The sequence below is a fragment of the Actinomadura viridis genome, assembly GCF_015751755.1.
GTDB classification, from domain to species: domain Bacteria; phylum Actinomycetota; class Actinomycetes; order Streptosporangiales; family Streptosporangiaceae; genus Spirillospora; species Spirillospora viridis.
This window is the reverse complement of sequence record NZ_JADOUA010000001.1, coordinates 5,772,537-5,795,695: the sequence shown is the minus strand read 5'-3', so window position 1 is coordinate 5,795,695 and position 23,159 is coordinate 5,772,537. Positions and strand designations below refer to the sequence as shown.

The 23,159-nt window shown below is 73.1% G+C and carries 19 protein-coding genes; 12 read left to right on the top strand and 7 right to left on the bottom strand.

All coding sequences use genetic code 11. The annotated features are described in order from the left end of the window. Positions 1-38: 38 nt before the first annotated feature. Positions 39-1,328, bottom strand: coding sequence for a cytochrome P450 (locus tag IW256_RS26305; protein ID WP_197013508.1), 1,290 nt, complete (start codon positions 1,326-1,328; stop codon positions 39-41). A gap of 240 nt (positions 1,329-1,568) precedes the next feature. Here IW256_RS26305 and dut point away from each other — a divergent pair, with 240 nt between their 5' ends. Together dut and IW256_RS26295 are read left to right on the top strand one after the other, a co-directional pair. Then, positions 1,569-2,045: a dUTP diphosphatase gene (gene dut, locus IW256_RS26300; RefSeq protein ID WP_197013507.1), complete on the top strand. Its 477-nt coding sequence runs from the start codon at positions 1,569-1,571 to the stop codon at positions 2,043-2,045. Positions 2,046-2,048: 3 nt separating this feature from the next. Further along, complete coding sequence (locus tag IW256_RS26295) at positions 2,049-2,873, top strand: DUF3710 domain-containing protein (protein ID WP_197013506.1); 825 nt, start codon at positions 2,049-2,051, stop codon at positions 2,871-2,873. Positions 2,874-3,067: 194 nt separating this feature from the next. Here IW256_RS26295 and IW256_RS26290 read toward each other — a convergent pair whose 3' ends face one another. Continuing rightward, positions 3,068-3,769 (bottom strand): PIG-L deacetylase family protein, encoded by a 702-nt coding sequence (locus IW256_RS26290; protein ID WP_197013505.1) that lies wholly within the window; start codon positions 3,767-3,769, stop codon positions 3,068-3,070. Positions 3,770-4,023: 254 nt separating this feature from the next. Between IW256_RS26290 and IW256_RS26285 the strand changes: the two genes are divergently transcribed. From IW256_RS26285 to IW256_RS26255, 7 genes are all read left to right on the top strand, one after another. Further along, entirely contained in the window at positions 4,024-4,821 is a 798-nt protein-coding gene (locus tag IW256_RS26285) for an ABC transporter ATP-binding protein (protein WP_197013504.1), read from the top strand. Further along, positions 4,818-6,173: an ABC transporter permease gene (locus IW256_RS26280; RefSeq protein WP_197013503.1), complete on the top strand. Its 1,356-nt coding sequence runs from the start codon at positions 4,818-4,820 to the stop codon at positions 6,171-6,173. Before IW256_RS26285 ends, IW256_RS26280 begins: the two co-directional genes overlap by 4 nt. Positions 6,174-6,488: 315 nt before the next feature. After that, positions 6,489-8,321, top strand: a complete 1,833-nt coding sequence (gene murJ / locus IW256_RS26275; protein WP_197016570.1) for a murein biosynthesis integral membrane protein MurJ — start codon at positions 6,489-6,491, stop codon at positions 8,319-8,321. Between the two features lie 105 nt (positions 8,322-8,426). Then, entirely contained in the window at positions 8,427-8,873 is a 447-nt protein-coding gene (locus IW256_RS26270; protein WP_197013502.1) for an OB-fold nucleic acid binding domain-containing protein, read from the top strand. 70 nt (positions 8,874-8,943) lie between these two features. Further along, positions 8,944-9,678, top strand: a complete 735-nt coding sequence (locus IW256_RS26265; RefSeq protein ID WP_197013501.1) for a DUF3159 domain-containing protein — start codon at positions 8,944-8,946, stop codon at positions 9,676-9,678. Between the two features lie 397 nt (positions 9,679-10,075). Next, entirely contained in the window at positions 10,076-12,190 is a 2,115-nt protein-coding gene (locus IW256_RS26260; protein WP_231403933.1) for a tetratricopeptide repeat protein, read from the top strand. Positions 12,191-12,252: 62 nt separating this feature from the next. Continuing rightward, a complete protein-coding gene (locus IW256_RS26255) occupies positions 12,253-13,467 on the top strand; it encodes a hypothetical protein (protein WP_197013500.1) in 1,215 nt (404 codons plus the stop codon). 46 nt (positions 13,468-13,513) lie between these two features. Here the strand turns inward: IW256_RS26255 and IW256_RS26250 are convergent, their stop codons facing one another. Both IW256_RS26250 and IW256_RS26245 read right to left on the bottom strand, forming a co-directional pair. Next, positions 13,514-14,173 carry a potassium channel family protein gene (locus IW256_RS26250; protein ID WP_197013499.1) on the bottom strand — a complete coding sequence of 220 codons (660 nt, stop codon included), beginning with the start codon at positions 14,171-14,173 and terminating at the stop codon, positions 13,514-13,516. Beyond that, a complete protein-coding gene (locus tag IW256_RS26245) occupies positions 14,173-14,841 on the bottom strand; it encodes a potassium channel family protein (RefSeq protein WP_197013498.1) in 669 nt (222 codons plus the stop codon). Before IW256_RS26245 ends, IW256_RS26250 begins: the two co-directional genes overlap by 1 nt. A 211-nt stretch (positions 14,842-15,052) precedes the next feature. Here IW256_RS26245 and IW256_RS26240 point away from each other — a divergent pair, with 211 nt between their 5' ends. After that, positions 15,053-17,101 (top strand): APC family permease, encoded by a 2,049-nt coding sequence (locus IW256_RS26240; RefSeq protein WP_307829092.1) that lies wholly within the window; start codon positions 15,053-15,055, stop codon positions 17,099-17,101. Next, entirely contained in the window at positions 17,094-18,428 is a 1,335-nt protein-coding gene (locus IW256_RS26235; protein WP_197013496.1) for a class I SAM-dependent RNA methyltransferase, read from the top strand. The genes IW256_RS26240 and IW256_RS26235 overlap by 8 nt, the downstream gene beginning before the upstream one ends. A gap of 116 nt (positions 18,429-18,544) precedes the next feature. Here the strand turns inward: IW256_RS26235 and IW256_RS26230 are convergent, their stop codons facing one another. Beyond that, positions 18,545-20,233, bottom strand: coding sequence for a serine/threonine-protein kinase (locus tag IW256_RS26230; RefSeq protein ID WP_269217946.1), 1,689 nt, complete (start codon positions 20,231-20,233; stop codon positions 18,545-18,547). A gap of 138 nt (positions 20,234-20,371) precedes the next feature. Continuing rightward, positions 20,372-20,995 (bottom strand): LysE family translocator, encoded by a 624-nt coding sequence (locus IW256_RS26225; protein ID WP_197013494.1) that lies wholly within the window; start codon positions 20,993-20,995, stop codon positions 20,372-20,374. A gap of 107 nt (positions 20,996-21,102) precedes the next feature. Here IW256_RS26225 and IW256_RS26220 point away from each other — a divergent pair, with 107 nt between their 5' ends. Continuing rightward, a complete protein-coding gene (locus IW256_RS26220) occupies positions 21,103-22,077 on the top strand; it encodes a LysR family transcriptional regulator (RefSeq protein WP_197013493.1) in 975 nt (324 codons plus the stop codon). Between the two features lie 47 nt (positions 22,078-22,124). On the opposite strand, the gene IW256_RS26215 is transcribed toward IW256_RS26220, so the two are convergent. Further along, complete coding sequence (locus tag IW256_RS26215; RefSeq protein WP_197013492.1) at positions 22,125-23,093, bottom strand: GlxA family transcriptional regulator; 969 nt, start codon at positions 23,091-23,093, stop codon at positions 22,125-22,127. Between the last annotated feature and the right edge of the window lie 66 nt (positions 23,094-23,159).

The window sequence follows — 23,159 nt, the reverse complement described above, 5'->3', positions numbered from 1 at the left end:
GGCCGTTCGGTGGCCGTTCGGTGGCCGTTCGGTGTCGTTCAGTAGGTGAACGGCAGGTGTTTGATGCCGTTGATGAAGTTGGAATAGAGCCGGTCCGGTTCCCCGGACGAGCGGATCCCGGGGACGCGGCCGAACAGCTCCCGGAACATCACGGTGATCTCCCGGCGGGCGAGGTTGGCGCCCAGGCAGAAGTGCGGGCCCGGGCCGCCGAACCCGACGTGGGGGTTGGGGGAGCGGGTGATGTCGAAGACTCCGGGGTCCTCGAACACCGACCCGTCGCGGTTGGCGGAGTTGTAGAAGAGCAGCACCTTGTCCCCGGGCCGGTAGAGGTGCCCGTTCATCTCGTGCTCGCGGGTGACCGTACGGCGGAACTGGATCACCGGCGTCGCCATCCGGACGATCTCCTCCACGGCGCCGGCGATCCGCCCGTCGAAGTCCTCCAGCAGCAGGGCGCGCTGCTCGGGGTCGTCGGTCAGCAGCTTCAGGCCGTGCGACATGGCGTTGCGGGTGGTCTCGTTGCCCGCCACGACCAGCAGGATGAAGAACGACCCGATCTCCTGGTCGGTGAGCGACTCGCCGTCCACGTTGGCGGTGACGAGGGCGGAGACCAGGTCGTCGCCCGGCTCCCGGCGGCGGGCGCGGGCCAGCTTCATGGCCAGGTGGTTGAGCTCGTACCCGGCGGTCATGGCCCTGGTGAGGCCGTACAGGACGCCCGGGCGGGTGATCCCGTCGCGGACGAACTCGCGCCCGCCGGTGTACTCGGGGTCGCCGAGGCCCAGGATGACGTTGGTCCGCGCGTACACCATCGGCCGCGCCCGCTCGGGGACGCCCATCATGTCGCAGATGACCTGGAGGGGCAGCCGGGCCGCCACGTCGGTGACGAAGTCGCCCGGCCCGCGGGCCAGCAGGTCGTCGACGATGCGGGTCGCGCCGGCCTGCAGGTCGGTCTCCAGCTTGGCCAGGACCCGGGGCGTGAACGCGCGGGAGACGATCCGCCGGATCTTGGCGTGCCGCGGATCGTCCATGTTGATCATGGATCCGAAGTACCGCGCCATGTACCGGGGCAGGTCGGCGACGCTGTTGGAGCACGGCTCGCTGCTGAACACCCGCGGGTCGCGGCTGGCCCCGACCACGTCGGCGTGCCTGACCAGCGCGTAGTAGCCGGGGCCGGTCTTGATGAAGGGCAGCTTGAGCTCGGGGAAGAAGGCCGGGTGCTCCCGTTCGCGCAGCCGCTCGAAGGCGCGCTCGCGCCGTTCGGGCGACCGGGACCAGAACGTCAGGTCCGAGAGATCGATGCCGGCCGTCTCGCGTACGCCGCTCGTCGCCATGCCGCCCCTCCGATGTCCAGAATGTCATTCGGTTTCCATCGAAACCGCCGTTCCTCCCCGGCGTCAAGACGCGGCGGGGCGGGAGCGCCCGTCCGGGGGGCCGGCCGGGCGCTCACGGGCCGAGAAGGCGTGCGCAACGGGTAGTGTCACCGCGTGCCTGGCCCGCGATGGACGAGACCCTCGATAGGGTCGTCTGGACGGAGCCGGCCGGACCCTACCACCCGACCGCGAGGTGAATCCGTGACGAACAAGGTCGATGTGCTCGTCCGGCGGCTGGACCCCGAGCTGCCCCTGCCGTCCTACGCCCACGCGGGCGACGCGGGTGCCGACCTGGTCACCGCCGTCGACGTCGAACTGCCGCCCGGCGAGCGCGCCGTGGTGCCGACCGGGGTGGCGATCGCGCTGCCGGACGGGTACGCCGCCTTCATCCATCCCCGTTCGGGATTGGGCGCCAGGTTGGGGGTGACCATCGTCAACGCACCGGGTACCGTCGATGCGGGCTACCGCGGTGAGCTGAAGGTGACCCTGCTGAACACCGACCCGCGGGACACCGTCCGGTTGCGGCGCGGTGACCGCGTCGCCCAGATGGTCGTGCAGCGGGTGGAGCGCGCGGTCTTCCACGAAGTGCTGGAGCTTCCGGGATCGGCGCGCGGGACCGGCGGGTTCGGTTCCACGGGCGGATTCTCCGATAATGGGCAGAGCGAAGAAGGAGCGTGAGTCGTGGCTTTTGGACGCCGCCGTCAGGCCGAGGAGCCCGTGGAGGGGCCCGAGGCGACCGATGAGGACACCGGGGCCGAGACCCCGGCCGCGGACGACGGGGCTCCCGAGACCACCGCCGCCGCGAGCGGGCCCTGGGACTCCGAGGAGGGCTACCCCGACCTGCAGCGCCTCGACTTCGGGTCGATGCTGGTACCGGTGGCCCCCGGGCTCGGTTTCCAGGTCAACTTCGAGGCGACCGAAGTGGACGACGAGGGCAACCCGCTGGACGGGCGCCCGGTGTCGGTGCTGGTCCAGTACGGGGAGAGCGCCATGCAGCTGCAGGCGTTCGCCGCCCCCAAGCGCAGCGGCATCTGGGACGACGTGCGGCGCGAGACCGCCAAGGACATCCAGGAGCAGGCCCAGGGGCAGACCCAGGAGGGCGAGGGCCCGTTCGGCCCCGAGATGCTCGCGATGGTCCCCGCGGCGCTGACCGACGAGGTCCTGGCCGAGATGCCGCAGGAGGTCCGCGAGCAGATCCCGGCCGAGTTCATCGAGCAGGGCTGGGCGCCGCAGCTGATCCGCTTCATCGGGGTCGACGGCCCGCGCTGGTTCCTCCAGGCGGCCGTGCAGGGCGCCGCGATCGAGGACGAGGAGCAGTGGCAGGTCCTGGAGGACGTGTTCCGCAACATCGTGGTCGTCCGGGGCGAGTCCCCGATGCCGCCGCGTGAGCTGCTGGAGCTGCAGATCCCCAAGGAGTTCACCGAGGCCGACGAGGACCAGGAGGAGGAGAAGGTCGAGACCTTCAACCCCTTCGAGCGCGGCCCGGAGATCACCGAGGTCCGCTGACCGGATCCCTCGCACGCACCGCGAAGGCCCGCCGGAACGGGAGGCGCGACGCTCGGCGCCGCGCCCGCGCCCCCGGCGGGCCTTCGCGTTCCCGCGTACCCGCACCCGCGTTCCCACGTCACCGGGTTCCAGGGACATCGGGTGCCCGCGTTCAGGGCGGGGGCGTGCGGGCCCGGCCCGCGATCAGGGTGTGATCAGGGTGTGATCAGCTCGAACGGCATCGCGTGGGTCACGCCGACCTCGGCGCCGGCGGGCTCGACCAGGCCGGTCAGGAACTCCCGCGGGTCGAAGTCCGCGCCCAGGCCGTCGAAGTAGACCTTGTGGGCGTGCAGGGACGCGATGCCCGCCTCCAGGTGGCCGGTGACGTCCACGTAGTGGGTGCACTGCGGCGACCCGCCGAACAGGGCGAACCGCACCCCTCCCCACGGTTCGAGGCCGAGGTCGCGGAACACCCACCGGTTGGCCGCGTCCCGGATCGCGTCCACGACGGCCAGCCCCAGCGCCCGGTGGTCGGCCATGTTGAACAGGCCGCCGGGGAAGGTCTCCCGGAAGTTCAGCGAGATCACCACCTCGGGCCGGTGCCGCCGGATCGCCTCGGCCAGGGACCGGCGCAGCGGCAGCCCGTACTCCAGGACGCCGTCGGGCAGGTCCAGGAACTCCACCGTGTCCACGCCGACCGCGCGGGCCGCCTCGACCTGCTCCACGCTGCGGACCCGGCGCGCCTCGTCGGGGTCCATCCCGTCGATGCCCGCCTCGCCGCGGGTGGCCAGCAGCTCGGCCACCGTCTTGCCCTGCGCGGTCCACTTGGCCACGGCCGTCGAGCCGCCGTACTCCAGGTCGTCGGGATGGGCCACGATGGCCAGGGCCCTCGTCCAGTCCTCCGGTACCGGTTCCATGCCCCGATTCTCGCCGATCTGGGAGCGTTCCCGGCGTACGGCGCGCGCGTTCCGCCGCCGCACCCGAAGATTCACAACGAAGTAGGGCAAATATGGACATACTTTGTAAAGGCGGGCGCCCGTGCGCCATTGCGAGGTGGGGTTTCACCTACCCCCGTTGGCGGTTTGAGCCCATCGTTCACGCCTCCGCGGCTCCCTAACGTCTTGGACAGACGCCGATGGGCGCCATATCAGCGGCATAGGGAGGCGGCACGATGGCACGACGCGGGCAGGTGGAACCGGCCCTGAGCGGTGAGGCGCTCAGGCTGGAGGGTGTACGGAAGGTCTACGGCAGCGGGGACAACCAGGTGGCCGCGCTGGACGGTGTCTCGCTGTCGCTGCCGGCCGGGTCGTTCACCGCAGTGATGGGGCCCTCCGGATCGGGCAAGAGCACGCTGCTGCAGTGCGCCGCGGGGCTGGACCGGCCCACCGGGGGCCGGGTGTACGTGGCCGGCGCCGAGCTGGACGGCGGGAGCGAGGCCGCGCTCACCCGGTTCCGGCGCGAACGGATCGGGTTCGTGTTCCAGCACTTCAACCTGCTGCCGACGCTGACCGTGATGCAGAACGTGACGCTGCCGATGAAGCTGGCCGGGCGGCGCCCCGACCGGGCCCGGGCGCGCGAGATCCTCGCCCGGGTGGGCCTGGCCGACCGGCTGGGTCACCTGCCGTCGGAGCTGTCGGGCGGCCAGCAGCAGCGGGTCGCGATCGCGCGGGCGCTGGTGACCGAGCCGGCGGTGGTGTTCGGGGACGAGCCCACCGGGGCGCTGGACACCCGCAGCGCCCGGGAGGTGCTCGCGCTGCTTCAGGAGGCGGTGCGGCTGTACGGGCGGACGGTGGTCATGGTCACCCACGACCCGGTCGCCGCGTCCTGCGCCGACTCGGTGCTGTTCCTGGCCGACGGCCGGCTGGTGGGCCACCTGCCCGAGCCCACCGCCGAGGCGGTGGCCGAGCGGATGACGCACCTGGCCGACGAGGTCGAGCGCCAGCGCGACAGGGCGGGGGCGGGACGATGACCGGCACGGCCCTGCGCTCGCTGCGGGCGCGGGCGGGCGGGTTCGTCGCGAGCTTCCTGGCGATGTTCCTGGGCGCGACGATCCTGATGTGCTTCGCCTCGATGCTCGACACCGCCCGGGAGAGCGGGGCCACCGGCGCCGCCCGGGAGACGCTGATCATCATGGCCTCCGTGGTGGGCGGCTGGGGGCTGATGCTGGTGATCCTCGCGGTCACCTCCACGCTGACCCTGTCCGTCCGGCAGCGGGCCGAGGAGATCGCCCTGCTGAGGAGCATCGGCGCGACCCCGGCCCGGATCGGCCGGATGGTCGTCGGCGAGGCGGCCGGGCTGGCGGTGGCCGCCTGGGCGCTGGCGATCGCGCCGGGACTCCTGGCGGGACGGGCCCTGCTGTCGATGCTGCACTCCACCGGCCAGGTGCCCGAGAGCGTGGCGCACGCGTTCGGTCCGGTCGCCCCGGCGATGGGCCTGGGCATCACGCTGCTGTCGGCGGTCGCCGCGGCGATGATCACGGTGCGCCGTACGGTCCGGGGGCCGGTGACCGCGTCGCTGGCCGAGACGGCCGTCGACCCGGGGCGGATGAGCCGGAAGCGGGTCGCGGGCGGGATCGTCCTCCTGCTGCTCGCGCTGGACCTGGCCGTCGTCACCTGCACCGCCATGCGGAACGAGGCGGAGGCGGCGATGGCCACGGCGGGGCAGGCCGACATCCTGGCCGCGCTGGGGCTGGCGATGCTCGGCCCGTGGCTGATCCGCCGTGCCGCGGGTGCGCTGGCCGGCCCGCTGGGCCGGCTGGGCGTGGCCGGGGACCTCGCCGTGAGCACGCTGCTCCGCCGGAGCGGGCGGATGGCCGCGGTGGCGATGCCGATCATCCTGTTCACGGGAATCGCGACCGGCACGCTCTACATGCAGCGGATCGATAAGGACGTGACCGCCGCCGCCGGCCTGACCGCCACCGTGGAACAGAAGAACATCGAGACGCTCAACCTCGTGGTCATCGGCATGATCCTGGTGTTCACCGCGGTGATGCTGGTCAACACGCTGATCGCGGCGACCGCGTACCGGCGCCGGGAGTTCGGGCAGCAGCGGCTGGCCGGCGCCACGCCCGGCCAGGTCCTGGGCGCGGTCGCGCTGGAGGGGGCGCTGCTGACCGGGATCGGCCTGGTGTGCGGCACCTTCGCGGCGGCGTTCACGGTCGTGCCGTACAGCTTCGTCCGCGCCGAGAACGTGGTCCCGGACCTCGGGCCGGGGATCCTCGCGGGCGTCGCGGCGATCTCCGCGGTGCTGACGATGGCGACGGCGCTGGGCGCGGCGCGGCGCGCGGTGCGCGTCCGGGCGGTCGAGGCGGTGAGCGTCTGAGCTCGGCCTCCCTGCCCGTGCGGGGCGATCGCCGGACGGCGATCGCCCCGCACGGGTACGCGTAGGGTCCAACGTGTGACAGAGCGGGTGAACCGGGAACGGGACCGGGCTGCGGACCGGCCGGACGGTGCCGGGGCGGACGGTGCCGGGGCGGACGGGGACGCGACCGGGCCTGACCGGGATCCGGGCGTACCGGAACGCCGGCCCGGCATGGCGAAATGGGACCGTGCCCGGCCGCACCGGCCGTGGCGGCGGCCCGCGGCCCAGCGCGACCCCGGGGACCGCGGCGCGGAGGGGGAGCGCGGCGGGCCCGTGATGCCCGCCGTCTTCGACGCGGCCGAGCGCTACGAGCCGCCGACCGAGCCGGAGACCGGCCTCACCCCGTTGCGCGACCCCGCCGACGTCGGCGATCCGGGCATGGCCGGACGGCCCGGGACCGAACGGGACGAGCTGCGCGGCGCCGCCCGGGCCGCCCTGGCCGCGCGGGCCGCCCTGGCCGCGCGGGCCGCCCAGGGCGACCGGGACGGCCGGGCCGGGCTGGCGCGTTCCAGCCTGGTGATGGCCGTCGGGACGGTCTTCTCCCGCGTCACCGGCTTCCTGCGGACCACGGTGCTGAGCGCCGCCCTGGGCGTCGGGCTGCTGGGCGACGCGTACCAGACCGCCGACATGATCCCGTTCACGGTGTACGCGCTGCTGCTCGGCGGGCTGCTGTCGAGCGTGTTCGTCCCGTTCCTGGTCAAGCGGCGCAGGCGGGACGCCGACGGGGGCGCGGCCACCGAGCAGCGGCTGTTCACCGCGGCGGTCGCGGGGCTGCTGGTCCTCACCGTCGCGGCGGTGCTGGCCGCCGATCCGCTGGTCTCGCTGTACGCGGGCGAGTACGCGGGGCGCCAGCGCGAGATCGCGGTGCTGCTCACCCGGCTGCTGCTGATCCAGATCCTCTTCTTCGGGGTGAGCGGGGTGGCCGGCACCCTGCTGAACGTCCGGGAGCGCTTCGGCGCGCCGATGTGGGCCCCGGTGGTCAACAACCTGCTCACGGTGGGTGCCGGGCTGGCCTTCCTGCGGATCGCCGGGCCGGGCCGGGGCGTGGACTCGGTCACCGACGCCCAGCTCTCCGTGCTGGCGCTCGGATCGGCGCTGGGCACGGTGGTGCAGAGCCTGATCCTGGCCTGGGCGCTGTGGTCGGCGGGGTTCCGCTGGCGGCCCCGCCTGGACCTGCGCGGTTCGGGTTTCGGTGAGGCGGCGCGGGCGGCCCTGTGGATGCTGGTCTACATCGTCGTGGCGCAGGCGGGGCTGCTGGTGACCGCGAACGTGGCCACCCGCGCGGGCGCCCGGGCGGCCGAGGCGGGCGGCCCCGGCGGCGGGCTGGCGGCCTACAAGTTCGCCGAGGTGGTGTTCCAGCTGCCGTACGCGATCATCGCGGTCTCGGTGATCACCGCGCTGCTGCCCCGGATGAGCGCGCACGTCGCCGACGGGCGCCGCGACCTGCTGCGCGCCGACTTCTCGCGCGGGCTGCGGCTGGCCGCGGCCCTGCTCGTCCCCCTGTCGGTGGCGATGCTGGTGTTCGCGATCCCGGGGGCGATCGTGCTGTTCGCCTACGGCAGCACCGCTCCCGCCGACGCCCGCCGGATCGGGCTGGTGCTCATGGTGTTCGCGGTGATGGTCATCCCGTTCACGCTGTTCCAGCTCCAGATGAGGGTGTTCTACGCGCTGGGCGACACCCGCGCGCCGGGGCTGCTCGCCGTGCCGGGCGGGCTCGTGCAGGCGGGCACGGCGATCGGCCTGCTGGTGCTGCTGCCGCCCCGCCACGTGGTGGTCTGGCTCCCGGTGGCCTACGGGCTGTTCTACCTGGTCGGGACGGTGGGGGCGACGCTGATGCTGCGCCGGCGGCTGGGCGGCATGGACGGGCGCCGGATCCTCCGTACGATCACGCTGCTGTACGTGGCGGCCGTTCCCGGCGGGGTGTTCGCGGCGGCGTGCGTGTGGGCGTCGGGGCTGCTGCCCGGGGACCGGCTTCCCGGGTTGCTGGCGATGGCCGTGGGAGGTCTCGGCGGGGGCCTGCTCTTCGTCGCGGCGGCACGGCTGCTGAGGGTGGCGGAGGTCGGGTACTTCCTGGACGTCGCCCGCGCCCGCCTTCCCCTGCGCCGCTGAGCCCGCTGAGGGCGTTTACGGGAAGTATTGATTTAACGGTTCATCTGGCGATTCATAGTTTGATGGGCGGTTCTTTTCGGGGTGGGATGCCTTAGGGTTCCAAACATGGACGAGGTGCCGACCGGTACGACGCCGAGAAGGGACGACCCCGCCGGGCCCGAGACCGGGCCCGAGACCGCGCGCGCTGGGCGCGGCGGCCTGCGGCGTTTCCTGCGGCGCATGGCCTCGAGCAAGGCCGAGCTGGAGGCCGAGGAACTGAAGAGGACCTCGGACGAGGAAGGGGCCACGCCGATCACGGCGTGCGCGACGCGCAAACGCGCCTGCGTCGCCGGTACGCTACGTACCGTGACCCTGCGGCCGCGGGGCGGCGCGCCTGCCCTGGAGGCCGAGCTGTACGACGGCACGGACGTGATCAACCTGGTCTGGCTGGGCCGGCGCAAGATCGCCGGGATCGATCCGGGCCGGCGGGTGCGCGCCGAGGGGCTGGTGAGCCTGCAGGACGGCCGTAAGGTCATGTTCAACCCCCGTTACGAGCTGCGCGGCGGTTCGTGACGGCGGGCAGGCAGGCCGGCCGGACGCCGGCACCGACGTACCGACCCGAGCGGGAGACCCCTTGCCTTCGATGAGCGACGGACCGGCGGCCGCCGGCTCCCCGAACGCCGGCGACACGTCCCCGGGCGACACCGGCGACACGTCCCCGGACGGCGAGGAGCGCGCGCACGACACCGTCGAGGCGGCGGTCCGCGCCCAGCTGTCCAAGGCCCTGGGCGGGGTGCGCGGCATGATCGAGGCCGCCGTCCCGACGATCGGCTTCACCGCCACCTACGTGGTGACCGACGAGGTCAGGACCGCGGTCATGGTCGGCGTGGGCGCGGCGGTACTGCTGCTGGTGGTCCGGATCGCCCAGCGCTCCAACCCGCAGTTCGTCCTCAACAGCCTGCTCGGCATCGGGATCGCGGCGTTCTTCGCGCTGCGCTCGGGCAAGGCGGAGGACGCCTTCATGCCGGGCATCATCATCAACGCCGCCTACGGGGCGGGGATGCTGGTGTCGATCCTGGCCCGCTGGCCCGTGGTCGGCTTCATCATCGGCTCGGTCACCGGTGATCCGACCGGCTGGCGGTCCGACCCGGGCATCCTGCGGCTGTGCTCCCGGCTGACCTGGGTCCTGCTGATCCCCAACCTGCTGCGGGTGGCCGTCCAGTACCCGATCTACCTGGCCGACGGCGACCAGAGCGCGCTGCTGGGCACCGCCAAGATCGCGATGGGCTGGCCGCTGCAGGTGGCGGCGCTGGCCACGATGGTCTGGATCCTGGCGCGCGGGCGCACCCCGCTGGAGTCGCGGCCACGGTCCGCATGAGGCCATGACGGCGGGGGAAAATCCCTGTCCGGAAAAGTAAGAAGCGGGTAACCTGATTTCAGGTGTGCCGGGAAGCCTGGTCGGCGACGTAGCTGCGTTCGTCCGCCGTCAGGAGGCTCCGATGACACCCCGAGGCCCCATCGCACCGGCCGTCACGACCGTGCCGCCCGTGCCCCCCGTGCCCCCCGTGCTCCTCTCCCGGGCGCGTCTCCGCGTGCCCGCCCCTTCCGTGCGCCGTGCCGTGCCGCCGGCGCGCCCCCTGTCCTTCCCCTGGGCGTTCGTCTTCCCGGATAGGCAGCCGTCCTGAGGGCTTGATGCCGCGCGCCACCGCGCGCCCCGTTCGCATCGCCCCGTTCGGATCGCCTTCTCACCTCCGCCGACGACACGGATGGAAGCCATGAACGCCGCGATGAACGCCGCCATGAACACCGCCCCCGCCTGTGCCCGGACGGATTGCTCCGGCCGGATCCGCGACGGCTACTGCGACAGGTGCGGGCACGCCCCCGGCCCCGCCGCGTCCCGTCCCACGGCCGGTACCGCCCCGCCGTCCCGCCCCTCACCCCACCCCACGTCCTCCTCGGCTTCCTCGCCGGTGTCGGCGCGGGTCCCGTGGGGGACGCTCGGCGCCGGGCTGGTCGACATCCCGCCGGTCCCGCTCCGCGATCCCGCCTCGGCCGTCCTGGCCGACCCGCACGTCCCCGAGCACAAGCGCTTCTGCGGGTCCTGCGACGCGGAGGTCGGCCGTGGACGGGACGGGCGGCCCGGGCGGCCGGAGGGGTACTGCCCCCGGTGCGGGACGCGGTTCCGCTTCACCCCCGCCCTGGCACGCGGAGACCTGGTCGCCGCCCAGTACGAGGTGCTGGGCTGCCTGGCGCACGGCGGTACCGGCTGGGTGTACCTCGCCCGCGACCGCGAGGTGTCCGGCCGCTGGGTGGCCCTCAAGGGCCTCCTCGGAACCGGCGACCCCGACCTGCTCGCCGCGGCCGCCGCCGAACGCCGTTTCCTGGCCGCGGTGGAGCACCCGAACATCGTCCGGATCCACAACTTCGTGCAGCACTTCGGCGCGGGCTACATCGTCATGGAGTACGTCGGCGGCCGGTCGCTGAAGGAGATCGTGCTGGAACGCCGCCGGGCGGGGGAGTCGCCGCCGCTGGCGCACGTGCTCGCCTACGGCCTGGAGGCGCTGCGCGCCCTGGGCCATCTGCACGACCTCGGGCTGCTCTACTGCGACTTCAAGCCCGACAACGCCATCCACACCGGCGACCAGCTGAAGCTCATCGACCTCGGCGGCGTCCGGCGCGCCGGCGACCCGGACGGCCCCGTCTACGGCACGGTCGGCTACCAGGCCCCGGAGATCGCCGAACGGGGCCCCTCGATCGGCTCCGACCTCTACACCGTGGCCCGCACGATGGCGGTGCTGAGCTTCGAGTTCACCGGGTTCACCGGCAAGTACCGGGAATCGCTTCCCGACCGGGACCGGGTGCAGATCCTGAAGCGGTACGGGTCGTACGACCGGCTGCTGCGGCGGGGCGCCCACCCCGACCCCGCCGAGCGGTTCGGGTCGGCCGCCGAGATGGCCGAGCAGGTCGCCGGCGTCCTGCACGAGGTCCTGGCCGGCGGCGGGCGCCCGCGCCCCCCGTTTCCCGGCCGGTTCGAGCCGGGGCCGCCGCCGGCGGTGGCGGGTCCGGGGGTCCTGCCCGGGGCCGCGTGGGTCGCCGACGCCCTGCCCGCCCCGCTGCTGGACGACCCGGGCCCGGCCGGCGACGGCCTGCGCTCGGCCGCCGGGCTGATCGCGCGCGGCGAGCACGAGCCCGCCCAGCGGCTGCTGGCCGGGCTCGCCGGGGACTGGCGCGCCGCCTGGTACCTGGGGATCAGCGCCCTGAAGGCGGGCGAGGTCGCGACGGCGGAACGGCACTTCGACCGCGTCCACGGCCTGGTGCCGGGGGAGACGCCGCCGAAGCTGGCCCTCGGCCTGTGCGCCGAGCTGCGCGGCGACCACGCGGCGGCGGCCCGCCACCACGAGCCGGCCTGGCGCGCCGGCGGGTACGTCAGCGCCGCGTTCGGCCTGGCCAGGGCCAGGTTCGCGGAGGGCGACCGGGCCGGGGCGATGGAGGCCCTGGCCGCGGTGCCCGCCGCGTCCGGCCACCACGCCGACGCGCAGGCCGCCATGATCGTGGCGGCCCTCGCGGGACGGGACCCGGCCGGCGTCGGCTCCCGGGAGCTGGCCGAGGCCGCCGAACGGCTGGAGAACCTCGGCCTTCCCGCCGCACGCCACCACCGCCTGGCCGTGTTCGTCCTCGACGCGGCGCTCCGGCGGCTCCGGGCCAGGCCCCACGCCCCGTCCCCCGCGGGGGGTGGCACGGAGATCCTGGGCGTCCAGCTGACCGAACCGGGCCTGCGGCAGGGGCTGGAACGCCACTACCGGGCGCTCGCGCGGCTGGCCGGGTCCCGGCCCGAACGCGTGGCGCTGGTGGAGCTGGCCAACGCCGCCCGCCCCAGGACCGTGGTCTGACGGCGCCCGACCGGTACGACCCAGGACGCCGGCCGGCGTCCGACCAGCGCGAGGAGGCGCCCGTGACGACCCCCGTCCCGACGACCGGACTCGACGTTCCCGACCTGTTCCCCGAACCCGAACCCGCCCCGGCCGGCCGGACGGCCCCGGCCCGCCGGACGGCCCCGGACCGCTGGACGACCCCGGCCCGGCTGACGACGCTGACCGCCCTGGCGGTGCTGACCGTCATCGCGTTCGCCGCGGTGCTCTCGGCCGCCACCGGCGACCTGCGCGGCGGCCTGCGCCGGCTCGGCGGGCGGGCCGCGCCGCACGCGCTCGCCGCCGCCGAGTTGCGGGCGGAGCTGCTCCGGCTGGACGCCGTGCTGGCCGGCGGCCTCACCGCCGGCCGGGGGCGGGACGGCCCCGGCCGGACGCGGGCCCCGGACCTGTTCACGGGCGCGCTGGCCCGCGCCAACGCCGATCTGCGCGTCCTGGCCGCCGCGTCCGCCGAGGACCCGGCCGCCCGGCGCGAGCTGGTCACCGTGCTGGACGGCCTGAGCCGGTACCAGTTCCTGGCCGGGCAGGCGATGCTGCTCGCCGGGGAGGGCGGGGCGGGACGGGAGAGCGCCCCACCCGAACGCGCGCTGGCCCGCTACCGCCAGGCGCGGGAGCTGATGCTGCGCACCGTCCTGCCCGCGGTCGGGCGGCTCGCCGACGGCGGCGTCCAGAGCGTGGACCGCACCTACCGGGAGCAGCGGCGGGCGCTCGCCACCGCCCGGGTCGCGGCGATCGCGCTGGGGGGCGTCCTGCTGGTGGTCCTGGCGGCGCTGAACCTGACGCTGCTGCGCCGGCACAACCGGTGGATCAACCCGGCGGTGGCGCTGGTCACCGTCCTGGCCTGCGTGCTGGTGGGCGGCGGCGTCCAGCTGCTGCTGAGCCAGGAGCACCGGCTGCGGGCGGCCAGGGAGGGGCCGCTGGCCGCCGCGCTGGCGTTCTCGGCGGCCCGCGCCGCCCCCGGCCACGAGGGGACCGGCCTGGCGGGCTCCGGCGCGCCGGTGCCCGCCCGCCTGGTCTCCCGGGACGGGACGGCCGGTACTGCCGGGACGGCCGGGACGGCCCGGCGGGACGACGGGACGCTGGAGCGCCTGATCGACCTCAACCGGCGGGACCTGGACCGCAGGCTCGGCGCCGGGCTGCGCGACCTGGACCGCCGGGACATGATGCCGCCGGTGGGCGCGGCCGTCATGGCGGGCCTGCTGCTGGCCGGGGTCCGGCCCCGCCTCGCCGAGTTCCGCTGACCCTGCCGCCCGGCCCGGCCCGTGGCGGCCGGGCCGGGCCGCCGGATCAGCGGGCGCCGAGCAGCTCGGCCAGCTCGTCCTCCACGTCCTGGCTGGCCACGAACATCAGCTCGTCCCCGGGCTCCAGCGTGTCGTCGTCGGCGGGCACCAGCACCCGGCCCTCCCGCAGGATGGCCACCAGGGCGGTGTCACGCGGCCAGGCCACCGAGCCGACCCGCTCGCCGCCCAGCGGCGCGTCCTCGGGCAGGGTCAGCTCGACCAGGTTCGCCTCGCCCTGCCGGAAGGTCATCAGCCGCACCAGGTCGCCGACGCTGACCGCCTCCTCGACCAGGGCCGACAGCAGGCGCGGGGTGGAGACGGCGACGTCCACGCCCCACGACTCGTTGAAGAGCCACTCGTTCTTGGGATGGTTGATCCGGGCCACCACCCGCGGCACCCCGTACTCGGTCTTGGCCAGCAGCGACACCACCAGGTTGACCTTGTCGTCGCCGGACGAGGCGACCACCACCTGGCAGCGCTCCAGCGCCGCGTCGTCCAGCGAGGCGATCTCGCAGGCGTCGGCCAGCAGCCACTCCGCCCGCGGCACCATCTCCACCTTGATGGCCTTGGGGCTCTTGTCGATCAGCAGCACCTCGTGGCCGTTCTCCAGCAGCTCCTGGGCGATGGAGCGCCCCACCGCGCCGGCCCCGGCGATCGCGACCCGCATCACGCGTCCTCCTCCTCCGTGCGCACCGCGACCGCGGCGTTGATCCTCTCCAGCTCGTCGGCGCGCGCGATGATGTGCACGATGTCGCCGTCCTGGATCACGGTGTCGGCGTGCGGCACCACCGCCTCGCCCATCCGGCTGAGGAACGCCACCCGGCCGCCCGCGGCCTCCTCCAGCGCGGTGACCTTGTCGCCCACCCACAGCGGCCCGGTGTCCAGCTCGGCCAGCACCACCTCGCCGGTGGGGTCGCGCCACAGCGGCTCGGCGCCCTCCGGCAGCAGCCGCCGCAGGATCTGGTCGGCGGTCCACCGCACGGTCGCCACCGTCGGGATTCCCAGCCGCTGGTAGACCTCGGCGCGCCGGGGGTCGTAGATGCGGGCCACCACGTTGTCGACGCCGAAGGTCTCCCGGGCCACCCGCGCCGAGATGATGTTGGAGTTGTCGCCGCTGCTCACGGCGACGAACGCGGACGCGTGCTCGATCCCCGCCTCGGCGATCACATCACGGTCGAACCCGAACCCGGTGACGCGGCGGCCCTTGAACCCGCTGCGCAGGCGGCGGAACGCCTCGGGGTTCTGGTCGATGATGGCGACCGAATGCCCCTTGTCCTCCAGGATGTGGGCCAGCGTCGACCCGACGCGCCCGCACCCCATGATCACGATATGCACGCCCGTTCGTTCCTTCCCCGTTCACCGCGGGATCGTTCGGCTCGCCGATCCATGCCGGGCTGCAAAACTACACATCCACCCAGGCGAGTACTACCCAGCCGGCACCGCTCCAGCCCCTTTCGGCCGGGGCCGGCAGGGGTGGAACGCCCGGATCCTCCCCACGGGGCGGGCCGCGGACCGGGCGTCCCCTCCAGGGGCTAGAGTCTCGTTCGTGTCGAAGGCTTCCGACCTCGTCAAACGCGTCCTGCTGGGACGCGCTCTCCGCAGCGCCCAGCAGCATGAGCAGCTGCTTCCCAAGAGGATCGCGCTGCCGGTGTTCGCCAGTGACGCGCTGTCCTCGGTCGCCTACGCCCCGCAGGAGATCCTGATCACCCTGGGGATCGCGGGCCTGGCCGCCTACCAGTACACCCCGTGGGTGGCGGCGGCCGTCGTGGTGATCCTGCTCACCGTCGTCGCCTCGTACCGGCAGAACGTGCGCGCGTACACCAGCGGGGGCGGCGACTTCGAGGTGGCCACCGAGAACCTCGGCGGCAACTGGGGCGTGCTGGTGGCCAGCGCGCTGATGGTCGACTACGTGCTGACCGTGGCGGTCTCGATCTCCTCGGCGGTCGACAACCTGGGCGCGTTCCTGGGCTTCCTCGGCGACCACAAGGTCGCGACGGCGATCGGGCTCGTGGCCCTCCTCACCGTCCTCAATCTGCGCGGCCTCAGGGAGTCGGGCGTCGCCTTCGCCATCCCGACCTACCTGTTCATGTTCGGCATCTTCAGCATGCTGCTCTGGGGGTTCACCCGGCTCCTGCTGGGCGCCGACCTCCAGGCCGAGACCGCGCACCTGGAGGTGAAGGGCACGGAGATGGGGGTCGGCGGCTTCGCCCTGGCCTTCCTGCTGATGCGGGCGTTCGCCTCCGGCTGCGCCGCGCTGACCGGCGTGGAGGCGATCAGCAACGGCGTCCCGGCGTTCCGCAAGCCCAAGGGCCCCAACGCCGCCACCACCCTGCTGATGCTCGGCCTGATCGCGATGACGATGTTCGGCGGGGTCACCGCCCTGGCCTACATCACCGACGCCAAGTTCGCCGACCCCACCCACGGCAGCACCCTGATCGACCCCGCCACCGGCCGGGACGTCTCCAACCAGGACCCCGTGGTGGCCCAGGTGGCGCACACGGTCTTCAGCAACTTCACGCCGATGTTCGGGTTCGTCACCGTGATGACGGCGCTGATCCTGGTGCTGGCCGCCAACACCGCCTACAACGGCTTCCCCGTGCTGGGCTCGGTGCTGGCGCGCAACCGCTACCTGCCGCGCCAGCTGCACACCCGCGGCGACCGGCTGGCCTACAGCAACGGCATCATCATCCTGGCCACCATGGCCGGCCTGCTGATCTACGCCTACGGGGCCGACGTCACCCGGCTGATCCAGCTCTACATCGTCGGCGTGTTCGTCTCGTTCACCGTCAGCCAGACCGGCATGGTCCGGCACTGGAACAAGCGGCTGCGCACCGAGACCGACCCGGTCGCCCGCCGCGAGATGAAGCGGGCCCGCGCGATCAACACCTTCGGCCTGATCATGACCGGGACGGTGCTGGTGATCGTGCTGATCACCAAGTTCACCCACGGCGCCTACATCGTGTGCATCGCGATGCCCGTGCTGTTCCTGCTGATGAAGGCGATCCGGCGGCACTACGACCGGGTCGCCGAGGAGCTGGTGCCCAGCGGCGAGGACGTGACCCTGCCCGCCCGCAACCACGCCATCGTGCTGGTCTCCCAGATCCACAAGCCCACCCTGCGCGCCCTGGCGTACGCCCGCGCCACCCGCCCGTCCACGCTCGAGGCCGTCACGGTCGCGGTGGACGCCGAGGCGGCCCGGCGCCTCCGGGAGGAATGGGACGCCCTCGACGTCCCGGTGCCGCTGAAGATCCTGGACTCCCCGTTCCGCGAGATCACCCGCCCGGTCCTCGACTACGTCAAGAACGTACGGCGCAAGAGCCCCCGCGACGTGGTGACCGTCTTCATCCCCGAGTACGTCGTCGGCCACTGGTGGGAGCACCTGCTGCACAACCAGAGCGCCCTGCGCCTGAAGGGCCGCCTGCTGTTCGTGCCCGGCGTCATGGTGACCAGCGTGGCCTGGCAGCTGCGTTCCTCCGACCGCCTCAAGGGCCGGCCCGAGCCGCCGGCCCCCGGCTCCTCCCGCCGCCCGCCCCGTACCCCCTCGGACCGGGAGGGAGCACGCTCGGGCGGCGGTATCGTTTCGGACCGTGACTGAAATCGGACCCGAACTGCTCGACCTCGAGGTCGGCAACGTCGCCAACGGCGGATTCTGCGTGGCCCGGCACGAGGGCCGGGTGGTGTTCGTCCGCCATGCCCTGCCCGGCGAACGGGTCCGCGCCCGCGTCACCGACCGCACCAAGAACTTCCTGCGCGCCGACGCCGTGGAGATCCTCCAGCCGTCCCCGGACCGCGTCCAGCCCCCCTGCCCGTTCGCCGGGCCGGGCCGGTGCGGCGGCTGCGACTGGCAGCACGCCTCCCTGCCCGCCCAGCGCCGTCTCAAGGCCGCCGTCGTGGAGGAGCAGCTCCAGCGCGTCGCCGGGATCACCCGCACGGTCACCGTCGAAGAGGTGCCCTATCCCGTCACCGACGAGATGCCGCCCGACCCCGGCCTGGGCTGGCGCACCCGCGTCCAGTTCTCCGTCGTGGACGGCACCGTCGGCCTGCGCCGGCACCGTTCCCACGACATCGAGCCGATCGACGAGTGCCTGATCGCCCACCCCGGCGTGGAGATGATGGGCATCGAGCGCAAGCGCTGGCCGGGGACGGTCTCCGTGGAGGGCATCGTCTCGGCCACCACCGGTGACCGCCTGGTCGCCCTCAAGGGCGGCCGGAAGGCCCGCGTCCCCCGCCTGGACGTCCCGGTCCGCCTGTTCCGCGGCAAGGAGACGGCCCCCGACAAGCAGGTCCCGTACGTGCGCGAGGAGGTCTCCGGCCGCCTCTTCCAGATCAGCGGCAGCGGCTTCTGGCAGGTCCACCCGGGCGCGGCCGGGCTGCTCGCCGACGCCGTCCTGGAGGCCCTCGAACCCAAGCCGGGCGAGATCGCGCTGGACCTCTACTGCGGCGTCGGCCTCTTCGCCGCCCTGCTCGGCGAACGCGTCGGCCCCGACGGCCTGGTGGTCGGCGTGGAGTCCGACGCCCAGGCCGTCCGCGACGCCAAGTTCAACGCGCGCGACCTGCCGCAGGTCGCCATCGAGCGCGGCCAGGTCGAGGCGGTCGTCCCCGACCTGGAGTTCGGCCGCGCGGACGGCACCGGCCGCACCCAGACCAAGCGCGGTGGCGGCCACCACCGCGGTGCCCGCGTCCGCGGCGCCGACATCGTCGTCCTCGACCCGCCCCGCAGCGGCGCCGGCCGCGCGGTGGTCGACCAGGTCGCCCGCCTGGCCGACCGCAAGATCGCCTACGTGTCCTGCGACCCCGCCACCCTGGCCCGCGACCTGGCCTACTTCAGCGAGCGGGGCTGGACCCTGGAGACCTTCCGCGCCTTCGACGCCTTCCCCATGACCCAGCACGTGGAGTGCCTGGCGGTCCTGGTCAAGGGCTGAGGCCTGGCTCGGACCCTGGAGGGTTGCGTCAAGGAATCCTCCAGGGTCCCCCGCACGTCATGCGCTCTTGACGCACGAGCGACGCACGACCATGGACGCGCTGCACGCCCAGGACATCAGACCAGGCGGATTCCGATGGCCCACGCTTTGATCTCGGCGGGTGCGGGGGACCCGTGGTCCTTGGAACTTGCGGTGACGCCCTGCTGATCGCCGCCGAATGTCGGTTCGAGCCGCCACAAGAGCGACCCGGGCTCGTTGAAGCGCACCTCCGCGCCGATCCCGGTGAGCGCGAACCCGCCGGTGAGCGCCGTGGACGCGCACGGGTGCGCCGCGGTCTCGCTGAGGGCGCTGTCGGAGCCCCGCTCGACCCTGCCGACTTCGGGGAGGTGCGTTCGCAGTCCGACGCTGAAGGCGTCGATCGGGCATGGGCACTGGTAGTCGTGGGCCTTCGACCGCGCCGTCCACTCGTCGCCGAACTCCGGGAAGGACGCGGTGGCCAGGTTGCCCTCTCCGGGCTGCCAGTTCACCCGGAAACCGCCGCCGATCAAGGTGAAACCGGCCGGAACGTCGGCGGACTCGGCGGGATGGTTCACACTCTCGCTGGTCCGCTGCGTGAAGCTGAGGTTGGCCAGCAGCTGGTCCCGGCTCAGTCCGGCGATCTTCAGGCCGATGGCGAACCCGATCAGCCGGTGCGGGTTGGACCACGCGTGGGCTTTGGAGGAGGCCAGCCAGGCAGTGCGGGAACTGTTGGGATAGGACGCCGTGAGCAACGCCCCGGTCGGCGTGTCCGCACCGATCGCCCCGCCGCCGACCACCACCATGTCCGGATCCACGTCCACCTGAAAATCGGTGAAGACCTCTTCCTCGGACGAGGATCGCCGCCGGAACACGGCGGTGGTCACCCTCCCCGAAGCGTCCACCTGCTCGAATATCTTGTCCGCCACCGGGGTCGCCGTGTGGAGAAGCGCCGTCGGGACGGCCGCGGTCGCCGCGTTGATCATCGCGGTCAGGGGCAGGGGAGGCCACTGTATGGTCGCTTCGGGAGGAAGCGCGAGCCGGTCCAGGATCTCGGTGAGAGTGGGCCGTTGCCTCGGGTCTTTGGCCAGGCAGGCGCCGATCAGATCGGTGAGGTGGGAGGGGAGCCGGGTCAGGTCAGGGTCCTCATGGACGCTCCGGTGGACGATCGCTCCGGCCGGCCCCGTACCGAAGGGCCCACACCCGGTCGCGGCGAAGGTCAGTACCGACCCCAATGCGAACACGTCGCTGGGGGGCCCGACCTCCAGTCCCACCGCCTGCTCGGGTGCCATGTACCCGGGAGTTCCGAGCACGGCGGTCGGGAGATGGACGGCATCCAGCGCGCGGGCGATGCCGAAGTCGATGACGCGGGGACCGTCGGTGGTGAGGATGATGTTGCCGGGCTTGAGGTCACGGTGCACGAGACCCTCGTGATGGATCGCGGCCAGGCCCTCCGCCAGTCCCGCGCCCAGGACGCCGAGCGCCTCGACCGGCAGCGGCCCATGTTCATCGACGGCCCGTTCCAGCGACGGACCCGGGATGAAGGCCGTGACCAACCACGGCGGGTCGGCTTCAGGGTCGGCGTCGACCACATGAGCGGTGTAGAAGCCGCCGACCGTTCGGGCGGCCTCCACCTCGTCGGCGAACCGGCGCCGGAACCCGGCGTTCTCCGCCAGTTCTGGACGCACCACCTTGACCGCGACCGGCCGCCGGCCTCGGGAACGGCCCAGGAACACCTGTCCCATCCCGCCCCCGCCCAGCCTTCCCTCTAGCCGGTACGGACCCACCATGCGTGGATCACCCGGCCGCAGCGGCTCCACCCGGAGAACACCTCCGCAGAACAACGTCCATGGTCGATGATGAGTTGAGATCTTCTCACCCACCGAGCCGCCGGCGCCGCGTGGCCCCGGGCCTGACCGGCCCGGCCCTCAGACACCTGCTGCCACCGCGGCGCCCAGCCCCAGCAGGACGACCCCGGTGGTCACGCTGAGCCCCCGCAGAACGGTCGGCTGCGATATCAGGGCGCGCCCTCGGCTGACGGCCCAGGTGAGCGACATGTACCAGGAGGCGCTGACGAGCGCCCACAGGGCTCCCAGAGCGACGGTCGACAGGAACACCGGGCCTTCCGCGGTCACGAACTGGGGCAGCACCGAGATGGCGAACACGCCCGCCTTGGGGTTGCCGAGATTGGTGATCAGGCCGGTGAGATATCCGCTCGCGAAGCCGGTGCCGCGCCCGGCCTCGTCGGGCGGGCGGGTGGAGACGGTGGTGAGCGCGGTCCGTAGCGTCTTCACCCCGAGGAACATCAGCACGATTCCGCCTGCGATCCGGAGCGCCGCGTACGCGGTGGGGCTGGCCAGCAGGACGGCGGACAGTCCGGCCGCGGCGGCCGTGGACCAGAGCAGGAAGCCGCTGGCATTGCCCGCGAGCGTGCCTTGGAGCGTACGCCGGCCGCCTTCCAGCGCCTGCCGGATCATCAGGGCCTGACTCGCGCCTGGCAGCATCGCCAGCAGCAAGGTGGTGACGATGAAGACGGGCACATGCGTGGGCATGGGAAAAGCACCCCTTCCGGGGATTTGGGCTGATGGGTGTACCAGGCTTCCCCGTCACGTGCCCTAAGAGAAGTTAAAAGAAGAGGGTGCAGCGTTAGGATTAGTGAATGCTGGTGGATCCGGGACAGCTGCGGCTTCTCGCGTTGATCGAGCGGCACGGCTCCCTGACGGCGGCGGCTCACGCACTCCAGCTCACGCCCGCGGCGGTCACCCAGCAGGTGGCCAAGGCCGAGCGCGACTGGCAGGTGCCCCTGGTCATCCGTGGTCCTCGCGGAGCGACGCTCACCGCGGCCGGTGCGCTGCTCGCCTCCCACGGTCGAACGGTGGAGGAGGCATCGGACAGGGCCGGGGCGGAACTGGCCGCACTGCTCGGCCACCTCTCGCTCCGTCTGCGGATCGGGACGTTCCAGGCGGCCGCCCTGCACCTGCTCCCACCGGCCCTGACGGCTCTGCGACACCGCCATCCGGACGCCGACGTCTCCGTCATGGATGTGGTGTCCGGACGCGGAGCGGACGAGATCAGCGCGGGGCGCCTGGACGTGGCCATCGTCGCGTCCTGGGGCACGCCGCTCGCGCCGCCCCCCCACCTACGGGCCCACTCGCTCCTGACGGACCCGATGGTCGTGGTTCTCCCCGATGACCATCCACTGGCCACCGAGCAGCCCGCGGACACCGAACTTCACCTGGAACGACTCCGCGGGGAATCGTGGGTTTCCATCCTGGCCGGCCATGCCGCCCGCGAACAGTTCCACGACGCCGCCCGCGAGGCCGGCTTCACTCCCACCGTGCGGTTCGAGACCGAGTCCTACGACGTCGCCCAGGCCCTCGTCGGCACGGGCATCGCAGTGGCCCTGGTCTCGCGCCTGGCCCTGACGCATGCGCCCGGCACCACCCATCGCGAGCTGGCCCACCCCAGGCCCTACCGCCAGCTCTACGCCGTCACCAGAACCGACGCCAGCCTCACACCACTCGCGGACATGCTCATCGACCTCCTCCGTGATGTCGCCCGCGACATCACCGCCACCTGGGAGGCTCCCCCGCAGGGAGGACAACGCTCACCGAACCCACCGCGCGGAGCCTGAAAGCCCAAGATGGTCGCCGGGCTGAGAGCGATGCTCCCCTGGTACGGTCACCGCGTCGTCGAGGACTGGGTGGCGCGGTAGCGGGACGGCGGTGTGCCGTACCGGGCGACGAACGCCTGCCGCAGCGTCTCGACCGTGCCGAACCCGCAGCGGGACGCCACGCCGGTCATGGGCAGGGTGGTGGAGACCAGCAGGTGCGCGGCGGCCTCGGTACGGGCCTGCCGCACGAACCGGCCGGGCGTCTGGCCGAGGTGCTTGAGGAACAGCCGGGTCAGGTGCCGTTCGCTGACGCCCGCGCGGGCCGCCAGCGCGGCCGTGGTCAGGTCGGCGTCCAGGTGGGCGGTGACATGCTCGACCACCTGCCTCACGAGGTCGTCGGCGGGCGCCGGGGCGTTGGTGAACATGCTCATCTGCGCCTGGTTGCCGGGCCGTTGCAGGTAGGTGACCAGGTTGCGGGCCACGTTCCGCGCCATGGCGGCCCCGTGGTCCTCCTCGACGAACGCCAGCGTGAGGTCCAGGGCGCTGGTGACGCCGGCCGCCGTGCACAGGTTGCCGTCCCGGATGAAGATCGGGTCCGGGTCGACGATGACCTTGGGATGGCGGGCGGCCAGGGTCGGAGCCCACCGCCAGTGGGTGGTGGCGCGCCGGCCGTCCAGCAGCCCGGTGGCGGCCAGCACGCTCGCTCCGGTGCACACCGAGGCGACGCGGCGGGAGTGCCGGGCCAGCCGGCGGACGTGCCCGAGGAGCACCCGGTTCCCGGCCGCCGCCTCGTGCCCGATCCCGCCCGACACGATGAGCGTGTCGAGCGGCTCGTTGACCCGTTCGAGCGTCTCCTGGGCCTGGATCATCAGGCCGGTGCTGCACGTGATGGGCCCGCCGCCCGGAGCGGCCACGCGCACGTGGTAGGCGGGCGTGGCGCCGTGCAGGTTCGCGATCTGCAGGCTCGTGGTGATGCAGGCGATGTCGAGCAGTTCGGCCGCGTCGTATCCGACGACGAGCACACGCCGTCCGGTCATGGAGCGACCCTATGTCGCGGAGACAGGCTTCCCAAGTTTCCGGACCTGTGCGCGGCCCTTCCTGGG